The organism is Aeromonas sp. V90_14, from assembly GCF_029967615.1.
GTDB classification, from domain to species: domain Bacteria; phylum Pseudomonadota; class Gammaproteobacteria; order Enterobacterales; family Aeromonadaceae; genus Aeromonas; species Aeromonas hydrophila.
The window spans coordinates 299,738-315,802 of sequence record NZ_JASCAS010000001.1 but is presented as its reverse complement, the minus strand read 5'-3'; the positions used below and the strand labels follow the sequence as shown (position 1 = coordinate 315,802).

The 16,065-nt window shown below is 63.7% G+C and carries 9 protein-coding genes; 3 read left to right on the top strand and 6 right to left on the bottom strand.

Annotated features, from left to right (window positions below; all coding sequences use genetic code 11):
* Positions 1 to 54: 54 nt before the first annotated feature.
* Positions 55 to 2,484 carry a diguanylate cyclase gene (locus QLG02_RS01350; RefSeq protein WP_282464313.1) on the bottom strand — a complete coding sequence of 810 codons (2,430 nt, stop codon included), beginning with the start codon at positions 2,482 to 2,484 and terminating at the stop codon, positions 55 to 57.
* A gap of 444 nt (positions 2,485 to 2,928) precedes the next feature.
* Between QLG02_RS01350 and QLG02_RS01345 the strand changes: the two genes are divergently transcribed.
* The 3 genes from QLG02_RS01345 (at position 2,929) to QLG02_RS01335 (ending at position 6,844) form a co-directional block, all read left to right on the top strand.
* Entirely contained in the window at positions 2,929 to 3,945 is a 1,017-nt protein-coding gene (locus tag QLG02_RS01345) for a lipoate--protein ligase A (protein ID WP_282464312.1), read from the top strand.
* Positions 3,946 to 4,133: 188 nt separating this feature from the next.
* Complete coding sequence (locus QLG02_RS01340; RefSeq protein WP_282464311.1) at positions 4,134 to 5,828, top strand: pyridoxal-dependent decarboxylase; 1,695 nt, start codon at positions 4,134 to 4,136, stop codon at positions 5,826 to 5,828.
* A 227-nt stretch (positions 5,829 to 6,055) separates the two neighbouring features.
* Positions 6,056 to 6,844, top strand: coding sequence for a hypothetical protein (locus QLG02_RS01335; protein WP_282464310.1), 789 nt, complete (start codon positions 6,056 to 6,058; stop codon positions 6,842 to 6,844).
* A 106-nt stretch (positions 6,845 to 6,950) separates the two neighbouring features.
* Here the strand turns inward: QLG02_RS01335 and QLG02_RS01330 are convergent, their stop codons facing one another.
* From QLG02_RS01330 to QLG02_RS01310, 5 genes are all read right to left on the bottom strand, one after another.
* On the bottom strand, positions 6,951 to 7,313 hold the full coding sequence (locus QLG02_RS01330; RefSeq protein ID WP_282464309.1) for a copper-binding protein: 363 nt from the start codon (positions 7,311 to 7,313) through the stop codon (positions 6,951 to 6,953).
* A 58-nt stretch (positions 7,314 to 7,371) separates the two neighbouring features.
* On the bottom strand, positions 7,372 to 10,500 hold the full coding sequence (locus tag QLG02_RS01325; RefSeq protein WP_282464308.1) for an efflux RND transporter permease subunit: 3,129 nt from the start codon (positions 10,498 to 10,500) through the stop codon (positions 7,372 to 7,374).
* Positions 10,497 to 12,029 carry an efflux RND transporter periplasmic adaptor subunit gene (locus tag QLG02_RS01320; RefSeq protein WP_201903325.1) on the bottom strand — a complete coding sequence of 511 codons (1,533 nt, stop codon included), beginning with the start codon at positions 12,027 to 12,029 and terminating at the stop codon, positions 10,497 to 10,499. Before QLG02_RS01320 ends, QLG02_RS01325 begins: the two co-directional genes overlap by 4 nt.
* Before the next feature lie 283 nt (positions 12,030 to 12,312).
* Positions 12,313 to 12,750 carry a hypothetical protein gene (locus QLG02_RS01315; protein WP_103828876.1) on the bottom strand — a complete coding sequence of 146 codons (438 nt, stop codon included), beginning with the start codon at positions 12,748 to 12,750 and terminating at the stop codon, positions 12,313 to 12,315.
* Positions 12,751 to 12,930: 180 nt separating this feature from the next.
* Positions 12,931 to 16,059 (bottom strand): multidrug efflux RND transporter permease subunit, encoded by a 3,129-nt coding sequence (locus tag QLG02_RS01310; RefSeq protein ID WP_282464307.1) that lies wholly within the window; start codon positions 16,057 to 16,059, stop codon positions 12,931 to 12,933.
* Positions 16,060 to 16,065 lie beyond the last annotated feature (6 nt).

The following is a 16,065-nucleotide window of genomic DNA, read 5'->3' as shown; positions in this document are numbered from 1 at the left end:
GGCCACCTGGGTGGCCCTTCTCGTTTCACACGTTCAGGTGGCTGGGGCGCTGAGTCAGCGTCCTTTCATCAGCGGGAAGTAGCGCCGGTCGGCCTGGCTCATGTGGCCGACGACCAGCTCCTGAATGATGAAGTTGAGCAACTCGTCGTTGCCCAGGGTGCCCGCCCTGGCGGCGGTCATCAGCTGGCTGGCTTTTTGCAGCAACAGCTGGTGGTCTTGCTGGTGGCTGGCCAGCTCCGGATAGCCGAGTTCGGCCAGCATCTGCTCTTCAAAGGCGAAGTGGTGGCGGGCCACGTCGAACAGACTCTCCATGCACTCCAGGAACAGGGCCGGGTGTTCCTGGTGATCCTTCATGTGTTCCAGCAGCCGGTTGGTCAGCACGAACAGCTGACGATGCTCGGCATCGATGCGGGGATGGCCGCATTCGTGGCTGCTCTGCCACACCAGCGAGCCCTGCTCCGGATCCAGCCCGGCGGTGAACAGACAGACCCGGCCCCGTCCTCTGCCCTTGGCCTGGTACATGGCCTGATCGGCGTGGTGCATCAGGGTCTTGGGGTCGGTGCCGTGCTCCGGATAGAGTGCCACCCCTATGCTGCTGGAGATGCGCAGCTCCTGCTCCTCGTCGATGCGAAACGGATGGCGCAGGCTCTGGTGCAGATGGTCGGCCACCGCCAGCGCCTCGTCCCCGGTGTCGGGCAGCAGGATCACGAATTCGTCCCCTCCCAGCCGTGCCACCAGATCCCGCTCCCGCACGCAGTGGCGCATCCGTTCCGCCACCATGTTGAGCAGCACGTCGCCGGTCTCGTGGCCGAAGGTGTCGTTGATCGGCTTGAAGTGGTCGAGATCGATGAACAGCAGGGCCAGCTGCGCTTCGCCCTCCATGGCCTCCTTCAAGCGTTGCTGCAGCAACCGGCGGTTGGGCAGGTTGGTGAGCGGGTCGTAGAAGGCGAGCCGGCGCATCATCTCCTCGCGGGCGGCCCGCTCTGTGATGTCACGGGTCACCCCCAGAATCGCCTCCGGCTCCCCCTGCTCGTTGCCGTGCAGGGTGGTGACCGTTTCGGTGGCCACCAGATGTCCCTCTTTGTGACGCAGCTGGGTACGAATGACGCAGCGGGTCTGCTCGTGGTCGCCGCGTTGCCAGGCGGCGAGGGAACCGCTCAGCTCGGCGCGCAGCTGCTTTCTGGATGTCTCCGGAATAAGCTGCCTGATGGGGAGGGTCAGCACGTCGATCGCCTCGTAACCGCTGAGCGGCAGGATGGCCGGGCTGACGTAGCGAAAGCGCAGGGTGGCGGTGTCCATGGTCCAGATCACGTCAGCGCTGTTCTCCGCCACGAAGCGGTAGTGCTGCTCGCTCTGGGCCAGCTCGCGGGTGAGCCGCTGGCGGTTGCGCGCCTCCTGGCGCAGGCGCAGGTAGAGGTAGCAGAAGATGCCGAGCAGGGTCAGCAGGGAGAAGGTCACCAGCATGGCCACCGCCACGCTCTTGTCGAGCAGTTGGCGCTGCTGGCGGATCCGCTCCCGATCCGGGTTGTAGAGAAAGTGTTCGAGATCAGGCAGGGCCGAGAGCAGGCCGGCCTCGAGGTAGCTTCTGGCGATCTGCTGCCAGCGCTCCGGCTGCATGTAACCGGGCTCGACCAGATCTGGCTGCATCAGCTCCCGGGTGGCGCTGGCTTCGAACTCCAGCTGCTCGCGGCCATAACCGCTCGGGTACTGCTCCATGATCCAGTTGATCATCTCGGCCGGGTTTTCCATGGCATAGCGCCACCCCTTGAGGCTTGCCTGCTGAAAGGCGTAGACCCGCTCCGGCCGGTTGTTCAGCTCGCGCTCCGAGGTGAACAGGTTGTCACCGTAGAAATCGAAGTCGATGCTACGGGGGGAGAACACCCGGTAGGGGATCCCCATCCGGGCCAGATAGAAGGGCTCGGTGGTGCTGTAGGCACTGATGGCGTCCACCTGGCCGGCGAGCAGCGCCTTCAGCCCCTGTTCATAAGGCAGCTTGCTCCAGCTGCCCGGCGGGGCATGGCGATTGAGGTAGATCTGCAGCTCCTGGGAACCGGGCTCCAGCATCAGCCGTTTGCCCGCCAGATCCGCCGGTTGGCGAATGTCGGGCCGCTCCAGGGTGAGCAGCACCAGCGGGGAATGCTGCAGCATGGAGGCCAGCACCACGACCGGCTGGCCACTGGCGCGCGCCAGCAGCAGATCGCTGCCGCTGACCCCGTACTGGGCATTGCCCGACATCACCTCGTTGACCACATTGGTGCCGGTGACGGCGGGCCGCAAGGTGACATCCAGCCCGGCATCTCGATAGAAGCCTCTGGCCTGGGCCGCGTAATAACCGGCAAACTGGAACTGATGTTGCCAGGGCAGTTGCACCACTATCTTGTCCACCGCCTTGGATGGCAGGGAGAAAAGGGTGCAAAACATCGCTGAACCAAGCATGGGCAGATACCGGAGCAGGCGATGAAGGGAGGAATTTACGACACTCATACTCATTCCTCTCGGGAGACGGGGGTCAGTCCTAGAGTCAAACAATTCCTTGTTGCCCGCAAGGGGGCGAAAGGGCGCTGGAATGGGGGATGCATAACAGAAAAAAAGATTTCTGTGTCACTCATCACATTTGGCTTTCATGCTCGGTATTTTTGGCAATTATGCGAATAATTACGGAGCCATATGACCAATAAAAACGGTCGCATTTTAATCGTATTTGCCAGTCGTTTACCTCAATATCAGTGAGTGATTACTTAATTTTCAGCGCAATGCGTCAGCCTGTGTCGCCGTATCAACGGATACATTCATGTTGCTGTCAGATTGTGTCGATCTTTCATTTGTTGCGTTATCAGTCAGTAACGAGCCGAAACAGGCAGAAGGGGGCCGGATCCTGTCGACCCCGGTGTTATGATAGCGACTCTTCCATCCCGATGAGGCCTTCTCATGTCCCGATTGCGTCTGTTGCTGTCCGACTCTCACGACCCCCTGTTCAACCTGGCGGTGGAGGAGTGCATCTTCCATCAGATGGATCCGAACCAGCGGGTGCTGTTCCTGTGGCGCAACGCCAATACCGTGGTGATCGGCCGGGCCCAGAACCCCTGGAAGGAGTGCAACACCCGCCGCATGGAGGAGGATGGGGTGACGCTCGCCAGGCGCAGCAGCGGCGGTGGCGCCGTGTTTCACGACCTTGGCAACAGCTGCTTCACCTTCATGGCGGGCAAGCCGGAGTATGACAAGAGCGTCTCCACCGCCATCGTGCTGGATGCGCTCACGCGGCTCGGGGTCGATGCTTTCGCCTCCGGGCGCAACGATCTGCTGGTGGCGACCCCGGACGGGGAGCGCAAGGTGTCTGGCTCGGCCTATCGGGAGACCCATGATCGCGGCTTTCACCACGGCACCCTGCTGCTGGACGCGGACCTCGGCCGGCTCGCCAACTACCTCAATCCCGACCCCAAGAAGCTGGCGGCCAAGGGCATCAGCTCGGTGCGCAGCCGGGTGGCCAACCTCTGCGAGCTGCTGCCGGGCATCGATCACCCACAGGTGAGCGAGGCGCTGCAGGAGGCCTTCTTCAGCCACTATGGCGAGCGGGTGCAGCCCGAGCATATCTCCCCCGAGCAGATGCCCGATCTGCCGGGCTTTGCGGACACCTTCGCCCGCCAGCGCAGCTGGGAGTGGAACTTTGGCCATGCGCCTGCCTTCAGCCATCAGCTGGACGAGCGCTTCGGCTGGGGCGGGGTGGAGCTGCATTTTGACGTGGAGAAGGGGGCGATCGGGCGGGCGCAGATCTTCAGCGACAGCCTGGATCCGGCGCCGCTCGATGCGCTGGCCGCGCGGCTGCCCGGCACGGCCTACCGCGCCGATGCCCTCGACGGCCTGCTGCGCCAGTGGCGCCGCGAGTTTGCGGTCCGCCAGACTGAGCTGGAGGAGCTCTCTCGCTGGTTGCTGGCGGCGCTGCGCTGACGCTTTTCTCGCCGATGGGGCGGGTGGATCACAAAATCAAAAGAGGCGCCCGAAAGGCGCCTTTTTGCCAGCCGCCGTCCGCCCTCATGCATGACAAAAAGTAGGGGAGGCCATTAGATATTGTCGCTGTTTCAAACGGCGACCCGGGGGTATAAGGACTGCACATTTGCTGTACTAATGGTATAAAAATGAGTGACTTGGTCTATTTGAAAGATGAAGGCGTCAACGCCATCCACCCCGAATTCGAACGTCGTTTTGCCACAGTCAAAGCCAACTTCTTCTCGCGCAACCCCGATCTCTGGCCGGTCTTTCGTGAACCCGGTTTTGCCACCCTCAACGAGTTTCGTGCCCGCGGCCTGGCCCCGGCGGCGCGGCTCAATGCCTGGCCCGATGGCCGCGCCCGCCTCGCCGACTTGTGCGAGACCATGCCGGTGCCGGCCACCATGCGCATCCCGGGCGAGCCCATGGCCGAGCTACTGTTTGCCGGCGCCCTGTCCAAAGACTGGGAGAACCCCTCCAGCGTCGAGAACGTCATCACCATGTCGGCGGATCCCGCCATCTACGGCGCCCAGATGGGCATTCTGGCCAACCCCAACCTGGTCTACTCCGAGTATGCCGGGGTGGCCGAGGAACTGGAGAAGAAGGTGGTGCGCCAGATAGCACTGCTGGCGGGTTACGATCCGGCCCGCGCCACCGGCATCTTCACCCAAGGGGGGACCTTCTGTAACCTCTACGGCTACCTGCTTGGCATCCGCAAGAGCCTGCCACAGGCCAAGCACAAGGGGCTCGGCCACTATCAGGACTACCGCATCATCAACTCCCAGGGCGGCCACTACTCCAACATCACCAACCTCTCCCTGCTCGGGGTCGACATCGAGAACAAGACCATCCGCATCCAGGTCGGCGAGAACAACGACATCGATCTCGACCACCTGGAGCGCACCCTGACCGCCTGCTTCGCTCTCAAGCACGTGGTGCCCACCATCATGCTCACCATGGGCACCACCGACACCTTCGGGGTGGACCAGGTGAAACCCGTGGTCGAGCTGCGGGATCGGCTCTGCGAGCGCTTCGAGGTGGCGGTCAAGCCGCACATCCACGTCGACGCCGCCATCGGCTGGTCGATGATCTTCTTCCTGGACTACGACTTTGCCGCCAACCCGCTGGCCATCAACAGCGCCACTCTGGCGGGGATCGAGCGCAACGTGAGCCGCTTCGCCGAGCTCAAATACGCCGACTCCTTCACCGTCGACTTCCAGAAGTGGGGCTATGTGCCCTACACCTCCAGCCTGGTGATGATCAAGGAGCAGGACGACCTCAAGGCGATGGAGAATGACCCGGAGAACTTCTCCTACTTTGAGCGAGACATTCAGGGCCAGACTCACCTGCAGTCCACCATCGAGTGCTCTCGCGGGGCGAGCGGTCTGTTCGGTGCCTATGCGGCGCTCAACTACCTGGGGGTGGAGGGCTATCGCACCGTGCTGGCCCACTGCCTGCAAAACGCCAACTACTTCCGCTTCCGGCTAAGCCAGCTCGGCAACGTCAAGCTGGTGGCGCAGGAGAACCAGGGGCCGAGCGTGGGCTTCAAGATCTACAACCCCGAGTGGGTACAGGACCCCGACGCCGAGTTTGCCTTCGAGCTGGCGCGCAGCCCGGATGCGGCCTACAAGGCGCGCTTGCAGCGCAACACCGACTACCACCGCAGCCTGTTTACCGGGCGTGGCAAGGTGGGGCTCTATACCAACTGGGTGGAGGCCATCGCTCACTCCGACTATGACGCCCGCGGCAAGTACTCCTACATCGCCGGGGAGAAGGCGGTCTTCATGAACCCGGCCTGCGGCCGCGAACAGATCGACGCCTTTATCGACCATATCCGCGGCTGATGGTGCAGCAGTGACGGGGCGCAGGCGGGTTTCCCCCTGCGCCCTGTTTTTTGATGCGCCAAGCAATTGAATCAAAAGGGCTTGCTTGCGAATGGCCCGGGAAGTGTGAGGCGCTGCACGTTCCTCCCCTCTGCCTCCCTTTCTGACTTTTATCCCCCTGTTTTTTCCGTACGGTATGGACTCCAACGGGTTGATTTTCAGCCGTGGACATCAACAAAGGAGTCGTTATGGACAAGCACAGACGCAGAGTCACCCTGGGGCTGTTGAGTACCCCCCTGGTCGCCACCCTGGCCGGCTGCAACAGCAGCAATGACAGCCAGGGGAGTGCGGGGGATTTTCGCACCACCCTGACCGACCGGCTGAGCGCCGAGCTGCACGACGAGCAGACGGCCCGCCAGCTGGCCCCCTTCATCGAGGAGGCCTGCTTCAACATGACCCCGTCCCGGGTCGCCATCGACCAGGCCCACTGCGTCATCGCCTTTGCCTTTGGCAACCGCCCCAATGCCTCGGGCAACCCGGATGAACTGGCCGAGCCCGGCCCCATGAACGAGGCGCTGGCCGCCTGCTGCGCGGCCCTCTACCGGCAAAAGCCGGTGCCCATGTACGTGCAGTGGGAGATCGCCCGCTTCCTCGACTCGGCCCGCTATCCCGATATCCCGGCCCGGGATGTCATCTCCATCGAGCCTTACTGGGATGATGAGGGCAAGCTGGTCTACCTCAGCACGGACGGCGTGGTGGAGGCCATCGTCAGGGATTATGCCGGCGGAGAGGCCGCCGCCCTCGGCACGGCGGCCGTCATCGGTCACCGCGACCACGTGAAACGCTGCATCATCACCTGCCGTGGCCGCAAGGTGGCGAGCCATGCCCCGGAGGGGATCGAACTGCCCGTCTGGTATGACGAGCAATCCGATCAACCCTGGACCCGTCGCCGCGACCTCTATGTATTGCAGGACATGTCTGTTCAGTTGCTCGGGATAGCTCAGGCGAATATCGCTCAGGCTTATCCTAACGGCTGAGAAGGCCGCTCGGCGGATGGTGCAGCAGTAGCGGATGGTTCAGTAGATAGCGCAATAAAAGAAAACGGCGGGATGATCCCGCCGTCTTTTACTGAAATGACTCTGCTTACTGTTTCTTGATGGCGGTCACGGTGAGCTTGCCGGCCGGGTTCTCGGCGTGAAAGCGCACCGCATCTCCCACTTTCAGATCTTTGAGCAGGGCCGGATCGGCCACCCGAAAGACCATGGTCATGGCGGACATCTTGAGGTTGTCGATCGCCTCGTGCTTGATGCCGACCTTGCCGTTGGCCGCGTCGATGCGGCTGATGACCCCCTGGGTCATCGCCATCTCGCCCATCTCGTTCATGCCTTCCATCTGGCTCATCTGGCCCATGTCGTGGCCGGCATGGTTCATCATCTCCTCGGCCTGCAGGCCGGTGTGGGTGGCAAGGCCAAGCAGCAGGGTCAGGGTCAGCGTCTTGTAGTTCATGGTGTTTCCTCGTCGTTGATTCAGATTCTTGGTTGTCAAAAAGGGCGCTGCCACCGGGTTAGCCGGCGGGTTGGTGCTCGGTCGCGCCCAGGTGCCGGCTGCGCCACAGGTAGTAGGCGGCGGGCAGCACCAAGAGGGTCAGCACCAGCGCGCTCACCATGCCGCCGATCATGGGGGCGGCGATGCGCTGCATCACCTCGGAGCCGGTGCCGTGGCTCCACATGATGGGCAACAGGCCGGCGATGATGGTCACCACCGTCATCATCTTGGGGCGCAGGCGCAGGGCGGCGCCGTGGATCACCGCCCGGTGCAGGCCCGCCTGGTCCGGCTTGCCGCAGGCAATGAGGTCATCCCAGGCGTGGTTGAGGTAGACCAGCATCAAGACGCCGGTCTCCACCGCCACCCCGGCCAGGGCGATAAAGCCGACCCCCACCGCCACCGAGAGGTTGAAGTCGAGCAGCCAGAGGGTCCAGATCCCGCCCACCACCGCCAGCGGTAAGGTGGTGAGAATGAGCAGCACCTCCTGGAAGCGGCGAAACGCCAGATAGAGCAGCAGCACTATGATGGCGACCGTGAGCGGCACCACGTAGGCGAGGCGCGCCTTGGCCCGCTCCATGTATTCGAACTGACCGGACCAGGTGAGGGCGTAGCCCGCCGGCAGCACCAGCTGTTTGTCCACTTGTGCTTTGGCTTCATCGACGAAGGAGCCGATGTCGCGGCCGCGAATATCGACGTAGACCCAGCCGTTGAGGCGCGCGTTTTCACTGCGCAGCATGGGCGCCTCGTCGCTGATATAGACCCGCGCCACGTCCGCCAGCGCGATGCGGGCGCCGCTCGGGGTCACCAGCGGCAGCAGCTCTAGGCTGGCCACCGAGTCGCGATAGCTCTGGGGGTAGCGCAGGTTGATGGGGTAGCGCTCGCGCCCCTCGATGGTCTGGCCCACCTCCATGCCGCCCACCGCGGTGGCGAGCACCGCCTGCACGTCGGCAATGTTGAGGCCGTAACGGGCCGCCTTGAGTCGGTCGATGTCCACCTTCACATAGCGGCCACCGGCCACCCGCTCGGCGTAGACCGATGAGGCGCCCTCCACCTTGCCGACGATCTGTTCCAGCTGTTGGCCGAGCTGCTGGATCACCTTGAGATCCGGCCCCGCAATCTTGATGCCTACCGGGGTCTTGATGCCGGTGGCCAGCATGTCGATGCGGGTCTTGATGGGGGGCACCCAGGCGTTGGTGAGGCCGGGGAAGCGGATGAGAGAATCCAGCTCTTCTTTCAGCTTCTCCGGGGTCATGCCGGGGCGCCACTGATCGCGGGGTTTGAGCTGGATGCTGGTCTCCATCATCACCAAGTCTGCAGGGTCGGTGGCCGATTCGGCGCGTCCCGCCTTGCCGAACACGTTTTGCACCTCGGGCACGGTACGAATGAGCTTGTCGGTCTGCTGCAAAATCTCCCGTGCCTTGCCCACCGAGATATTGGCCGCGGTGGTGGGCATATACATGATGTCCCCCTCGTCCAGCGGCGGTATGAACTCGGAGCCGAGGTACTTGAGCGGCCAGAAGCCCGCCACCGTCACCACGGCGGCGATGGCCAGGGTGGTTTTCGGACGAGCCAGGACGGCCTTGAGCAGTGGCACATAACCCTGACTCAACCAGCGGTTGAGGGGGTTGGCCTGCTCCGCCAGCACCTTGCCACGGATGAAGTAACCCATGATCACCGGCACCAGCGTGATGGCGAGCGCCGCAGCGGCGGCCATGGCGTAGGTCTTGGTATAGGCGAGCGGGTGGAACATCCGCCCCTCCTGCGCCTCCAGCGCAAATACCGGCAGGAAGCTGATGGTGATGATCAGCAGGGAGAAGAAGATGGCGGGGCCCACTTCTATGCTCGCCTCGGTGATGATGCGCCAGCGGTTCTTGTCGGTGAGCGCCTCCCGCTCCATGTGCTTGTGGACGTTCTCGATCATCACGATGGCGCCGTCCACCATGGCGCCGATGGCGATGGCGATGCCCCCCAGCGACATGATGTTGGCGTTGATCCCCTGCAGGTGCATCACGATAAAGGCGGTCAAAATCGCAATAGGGAGGGAGATGACCACCACCAGCGACGAGCGCAGGTGGAACAGGAAGGCGAGGCAGACCAGCACCACCACCGCGAACTCCTCCAGCAGCTTGCCGGAGAGGTTGTCGATGGCGCGCTGGATAAGATCGGATCGATCGTAGACGGTGACTACCTCCACCCCCTCCGGCAGGCTGCTTTTCAGCTGGGCGAGCCGCGCCTTGACCCCGTCGATGGTGTGCTGGGCATTCTCGCCATAGCGCATGACGATGATGCCGCCCACCACTTCTCCCTCGCCGTTGAGCTCGGCCAGGCCGCGCCGGCTCTGGGGCCCGGTGACCACATCCGCCACGTCACCCAGCAGCAGCGGGGCGCCGCGCACAGTGGTACCGAGCGGGATCTGCTTCAGATCCTCGACGCTCTTGAGATAGCCGTTGGAGCGCACCATATACTCCGCTTCCGCCATCTCGATGACGGAGGCGCCGGTCTCCTGATTGCCCTGCTTGATGGCGGTCTCGATCAGGGAGAGCGGGATGCCGTAGGCGCGCAGCTTGTCCGGGTCGACCCGCACCTGATACTGGCGCACCATGCCGCCCACGGTGGCAACCTCGGAGACCCCGTCCACCGTCTGCAACTCGTACTTGAGGAACCAGTTCTGCAGCGAGGTGAGCTCGCTCAGGTCATGCTTGCCGGTTCTGTCCACCAGCGCGTACTGGTAGACCCAGCCCACCCCGGTGGCATCGGGGCCGAGCTGGGGGCGGGCGGAGGCGGGCAGGTTGGGCGCGACCTGGCTCAAATACTCCAGCACCCGGGCGCGGGCCCAGTAGAGGTCGGTGTTGTCGTCAAACAGCACATAGACGAAGGAGTCGCCGAAGAAGGAGTAGCCGCGCACCGTGGTAGCCCCCGGCACCGCCAGCATGGCGGTGGTGAGCGGGTAGGTCACCTGATCCTCCACCACCTGGGGCGCCTGGCCCGGATAGGCCGTCTTGATGATCACCTGTACGTCGGAGAGATCCGGCAGGGCGTCCACCGGGGTCTGCTTGACCGACCAGAGCCCCCAGGCGGCGAGCATGACAGTGAGCAGCAGCACCAGAAAGCGATTGCCCACTGACCAGCGAATGATGGAGGGGATCATGACTTCTTCTCCATCTCGGGCATCGCCATCTGATGCTGGCTATGGTCCATGCCTTCCATCTTGCCCATCTCATCCGTTGCGGGCTTGGTGGCATCGCCGTTTGCCGGCGCTTGCTCCTGATGGATGCTGGTGATGCGGTACTCATCCCCCTCCTGCATCACTTGCAGATGAAGGGTCTGCCCCTCGGCCAGCTTGCTGATATCGACCCCGTCGGCCACGGTGAACTCCATCTCCATGGCGGGCCACTGCCACTCGGGGATGGGCTGGTGGGAGACCATCAGGGTGCGGTTGGCCAGATCGATACTTTCAACCTCGCCCTGGGTCCACACCTGGGCAGGGCGCACCGCCGTCATGCGCTGGAAGTCCGAATCGATGGCCGATTCGGAGTCGAGCAGAAACTGGGCCGAGCTGACGATGCTGTCCCCCGCTTCGACCCCTGCCTTGATGGCGACCTTGTCGCCAAACTGGGGCCCCAGGGTGACGGCCACCGACTTGAAGCTGCCATCCCCCAGCGCCAGTACCAGCCTGTCCTGGCTGCCGGTGCGGATCACCGCTTCGCTCGGTACCACCAACCGGGGTTCTCCTTGACCGGTGCGAATGCTCACCTTGGCGAACATGTTGGGTTTCAGGAACTCGTCCTGGTTGGCGAAGCGCAGCCGCACCTTGAGGGTGCGGGTGGCGGCATCCAGGGTCGGGTAGAGGTAATCGACCCGGCCCTGCCAGTGGCGGCCGGGGGCGTAGTCGAGGGTCATGGTGACCGGATCGCCCACCTTCAGCTGGGCCGCCTGGCGCTCGAACACCTCGGCGCTCACCCACACCTGCTTGAGGGTACTGATGTTAAAGAGCGCGGCGGCGGGCTCCACATACTGGCCTTCGCGCACTTTCAGCTCGGAGACATAACCGCTGCTGGGGGCATAGATACGCACCGTCTCCTGTACCTGACGGCTGCGCTTGAGGGCCGCTATCTGATCCGCCGGCACCTGCAGGGACTTGAGCTTGCCCTCGGCAGCGCGCAGCAGCAGGGGGTTGGCGGTGTTGAGCGCCAGCAGGTACTCGTGCTGGGCGTTGACCAGATCCGGGGCGTAGAGCTCGTAAATCAGGCTGCCTTTGCTCACCTGCTGCCCCTCGCTCTTGATGGCGAGGGTGCGGATCCAGCCCGCCATGCGGGCGTTGACCGCCTCCAGCCTGTCCTCGTCATAGCCGACGTAGCCCACCGTCTCGATCTGCTGGTGGATGGGGAGCTTCTCTACCTTGGCGAGCCGTACCCCAAGATTTTGCTGGATCTCTGGGCTGATGGTGACTGTGCCGGGTGAGCCGCCCTGTTTTTCCTCATAGACAGGGATGAAGTCCATCCCCATGTTGTCCTTGGCGGGGGCATCGCGCTTGTCGCGCGGATCCATGGGGTTGACCCAGTAAAGGGGCGTCTTCTCCTTGGCTGCAGTTCCAGTGGTGGTCTGTTTGGCGGCCCAGTAGCCGCCACCGAAGCCGAGGGCCAGCAGCAGGGCGGACATCAACAGTGTCTTGTTCATGACAAGCCTCCGGCGCGCGGGAGGCGAAGGGACGGCTGGCGCGACCGCGCGCAGGCAGACCGGGTAACGGGGATGGATGACATGATATCTCTTCTCTTCTGTCAGGCCGCCGGTGTGGTGGTGTGCGCGAGCTGGGCATCACCACGAGGCGGCAAACGGGGCGCAGCTGTGTCAGCGCGCACGGCTCCCTGCGCGCGGGCCGGTTTGGCCGGGGCGCAGGGTCAGGCAAGGCGGCAGAAAACGGACAAGCCGAGGCTTGCCGCTGCCGCGAGAGAAGATCTTTCTAGTGGCGCAGCACCGACAACATCAGGTGTCGGCGCGGCCAGGAGGGAGGGTGGGTGCCGCGGGATCGCAGGAAGGGATCCCGCAACCAGTTGTCCAGCACGCTGCTCGCCGTCCCGAGGGGCAGCAGCAACAGCGGCAGCGCGAGCAGGGTCAGCAGGGCGGCCAGCAGCGGCAGGCCGGGAGTGCCGGTCGAGGTGAGCCCGCCGTGCATCTGGCACTCCTGGCTGGCGGCATCTTGCGCTCCCGCATCCGGGCTTGCCCCGTGGCAGGAGAGCCCCTGCATGGCGCTGTCGCTCATGGCCTGATTGCCGTGAGTCATGGCAGCGTTGAGGGCATCCATCCCGTGCCAGCCGATGCAGAGGGTGAGATTGCAGACGAGCATCAGCCCCAGCAACAGCCGGGCAATGCGTTCGATGGGCAATCTCGCTACGATCATGGGGAAATCCTGACAATGACTGGGGGCACTGTAAACCTTACCTTGAGAGCAAGGTCAAGGTATGTGGGCAACGGGATGGCGGCCGCGTGATCTTGCTCGCGGCTCGGACATGGATGCGAGGAGTTGTCCCCTCTGGCGGATAAAAAAAGCCCCCGCATGGCGGGGGCTGTGACACACGACTTACGACTTGGGTTGCGCCGTCTTGCCGCCGGCGCGTTCCGAGCGCCGCATGATGAGGCGGAAGAACAGCGGGATGAAGAAGATGGCGATGAAGGTCGCCGCCAGCATGCCGCCGATGACCGGCCAGCCGAGGGCATGACGGCTCGCCGCCCCGGCGCCGCTGGAGGTGACCAGCGGCACACAGCCGAGGATGAAGGCGAGGGAGGTCATGACGATGGGGCGAAAACGCAGCCGCGCCGCCTCCAGTGCCGACTCGATGAGGCTCATCCCCTCCTCGTGCTTCATCACCGCGAACTCCACGATCAGGATGGCGTTCTTGGCCGCCAGGCCCACCAGGGTCACCAACCCTATCTGGAAGTAGACGTTGTTGGTCAGACCCACCAGCCAGGTGGCCAGCAGGGCACCAAACAGGGCGAACGGGACGGCGGTGATCACCGCAAACGGCAGGCTCCAGCGTTCGTACTGGGCCGCCAGGATGAGGAAGATCATCACGATGCCGAAGCCGAACGCGGTGCCCGCACTGCCGGCGGCCGCCTTCTCCTGATAGGCGGAGCCGGTCCACTCCAGCTTGGCGTCGTTGCCGAGGGACTCGTCGGCCACGGCTTCCAGCGCGGCGATGGCCTGGCCGGAGCTGTAGCCCGGCGCCGGCTGCGCCATGATCTTGGCCGCCTGGAAGATGTTGAAGCGCTCCACCAGTTCGGGGCCGGTGGCATCACGCACCGTCACCAGGCTGCTGAGCGGGATCATATCCCCCTTGTCGGAGCGCACATAGACGTTGCGGATGTCGCTCTTCTTGGCGCGGTAGTCCGCCTCGGACTGCAACTGCACCCGGTAGGTACGGCCGAACTGGTTGAAGTCGTTGACATAGACCTGGCCGAAGGTGGCCTGCATGGTGTCGAACACGGCGTTGATGGGCAGCCCCAGCGCCTTGGCCTTCTCGCGATCCAGATCGAGATAGACCTGGGGCACGTTGGCGCGGTAGGTGCTGGTCACGCTGGCGAACTCGGGACGCTGCTTGGCCGCCTCGAGGAAGCGCTGCACCTCGGCCGAGAAGGACTGGGCATTGCCGGTGCTGCGGTTCTGCAGGTAGGCCTCCAGCCCGCCGGTGGTGGACATGCCGGTGATGGGGGGCGGGTTGAAGGAGGCGACGAAGCCGTCCGCCAGTCCCATCAGGCTCATGCCCTGGAAGGTCTTGGCCAGGGAGAAGGAGTCCTGCCCGGCACCTTGCCGCTCGCTCCAGTCCTTGAGGGTGATGAAGCTGATGCCGCTGTTGCTGATGATGGCGTTGGAGAGGATGTCAAAGCCCGAGAAGGTGATGACGTCCTTCACGTTGGGGTTGGCCATCGCCATCTGGTCGAAGTCGTTCGCCACCGCCTGGGTGCGGGTGAGGGAGGCCGCATCCGGCAGCATGACTGCAGAGAGCAGATAGCCCTGATCTTCGTTTGGCACCAGCTCGCCTGGCACCTTCATCAGCAGGCCGTAGATGGAGACCAGGATGAAGGCGATGATGGTGAACGCCACCCCGACCCGGCGGTTGAGGAAGGCCACACCGCGCACGTAACGGCGGGTGAGGCCGTCGAAGGCGTTGTTGAACCAGACGAAGAAGCGGGCCGGCTTGTGGTGGCCCTCTTTGAGCAACACGGCACAGAGGGCCGGCGACAGGGTCAGCGCCACCAGACCGGAGATGGCTACCGACACCGCCACCGTGATGGCGAACTGCTTGTACATCACCCCGGTCATGCCGCCCATGAAGGCGACTGGCAGGAACACGGCGCACAGCACCAGCACGATGGCGACCACCGGGCCGGAGACCTCCTGCATGGCGAGGATGGCCGCCTCTTTGGGCGAGCACTTCTTCTCCTGCATGATCCGCTCGACGTTCTCCAGCACCACGATGGCGTCATCCACCACGATACCGATGGCGAGCACCATGCCGAACAGGGTCAGCAGGTTGATGGAGAAGCCCAGCATCAGCATGCCGGCGAAGGTGCCGATGAGCGACACCGGCACCGCGATACAGGGGATCAGGGTGGCGCGGAAGTTCTGCAGGAACAGGTAGACCACCACGAACACCAGCACGATCGCCTCGAACAGGGTGTGTACCACCTCCTCGATGGAGATCTTCACGAACTCGGTGGTGTCGTAGGGGATCTGGTATTCGATGTCCTGCGGGAAGCGCTCCTTGAGGCGCAGCATGGTGGCGTGCACCTGATCGGCCACCGCCACGGCGTTGGCGCCCGGTTGCAGATAGGTGGCGATACCGATGGCAGGCTTGCCGTTGGCCTTGGCCAGCAGGTCGTAGTCCTTGCCGCCGAGCTCGACCCTGGCCACGTCCTTGACCCGGATCTTCGAGCCGTCCGGCATGGAGCGGATGATGATGTTCTGGAACTCGCGTACATCCTCCAGCCGTCCCTTGGTCTGCACCGTGTAGGTGAAGTCGATGGGGGCCGTGGTGGGCTGGGCGCCGATCTTGCCGGCCGCAAACTGGGTGTTCTGCTCGCGGATGGCGCCGATCACGTCGCTCGGGGTGAGCTCGAGCTGGGCCAGTCGATCCGGCCTGAGCCAGATGCGCATGGCGTAGTCGGTGCCGCCGAACAGGGTGGTGTCGCCGACCCCGGGAATCCGCTTGAGCTCGTCGATGATGTTGAGCAGGGCGTAGTTCGACAGGTAGGTGGTGTCGAAGGTGCCATTAGGCGATTGCAGGGTGACCACCTGCAGGATCGAGGTCGATTTCTTCTTGACCGTTACCCCCTGCTTTTTCACCTCTTCCGGCAGCTGGGCCATGGCGGCCGAGACCCGGTTGTTGACGTTGATGGTGGCCTGATCCGGATCGGTGCCGATCTCGAAGTAGACGTTGAGGTTCATCTGGCCGTTGGAGGCCGAACCCGACTGCATGTAGAGCATCCGCTCCACGCCGTTGATCTGCTGCTCGAGCGGTGCAGCCACCGTCTGGGAGATCACCTCGGGGGTGGCGCCCGGATAGAAGGCGGTGACCGACACCACCGGCGGGGTGATCTGCGGGTACTGCTCGATGGGGAGCGATCGCATCGCCGCCAACCCGCCCAGCACTATGATGATCGAAATCACGCTGGCGAAGATGGGGCGTTCGATGAAGAACTTGGAAAACATACGAAC

Coding starts and splice junctions, on each gene's coding strand:
- QLG02_RS01320 (WP_201903325.1), bottom strand. CDS start 12,029: ATGAACAAGACACTGTTGATGTCCGCCCTGCTGCTGGCCCTCGGCTTC.
- QLG02_RS01345 (WP_282464312.1), top strand. CDS start 2,929: ATGTCCCGATTGCGTCTGTTGCTGTCCGACTCTCACGACCCCCTGTTC.
- QLG02_RS01350 (WP_282464313.1), bottom strand. CDS start 2,484: ATGAGTGTCGTAAATTCCTCCCTTCATCGCCTGCTCCGGTATCTGCCC.
- QLG02_RS01340 (WP_282464311.1), top strand. CDS start 4,134: ATGAGTGACTTGGTCTATTTGAAAGATGAAGGCGTCAACGCCATCCAC.
- QLG02_RS01325 (WP_282464308.1), bottom strand. CDS start 10,500: ATGATCCCCTCCATCATTCGCTGGTCAGTGGGCAATCGCTTTCTGGTG.
- QLG02_RS01335 (WP_282464310.1), top strand. CDS start 6,056: ATGGACAAGCACAGACGCAGAGTCACCCTGGGGCTGTTGAGTACCCCC.
- QLG02_RS01315 (WP_103828876.1), bottom strand. CDS start 12,750: ATGATCGTAGCGAGATTGCCCATCGAACGCATTGCCCGGCTGTTGCTG.
- QLG02_RS01330 (WP_282464309.1), bottom strand. CDS start 7,313: ATGAACTACAAGACGCTGACCCTGACCCTGCTGCTTGGCCTTGCCACC.
- QLG02_RS01310 (WP_282464307.1), bottom strand. CDS start 16,059: ATGTTTTCCAAGTTCTTCATCGAACGCCCCATCTTCGCCAGCGTGATT.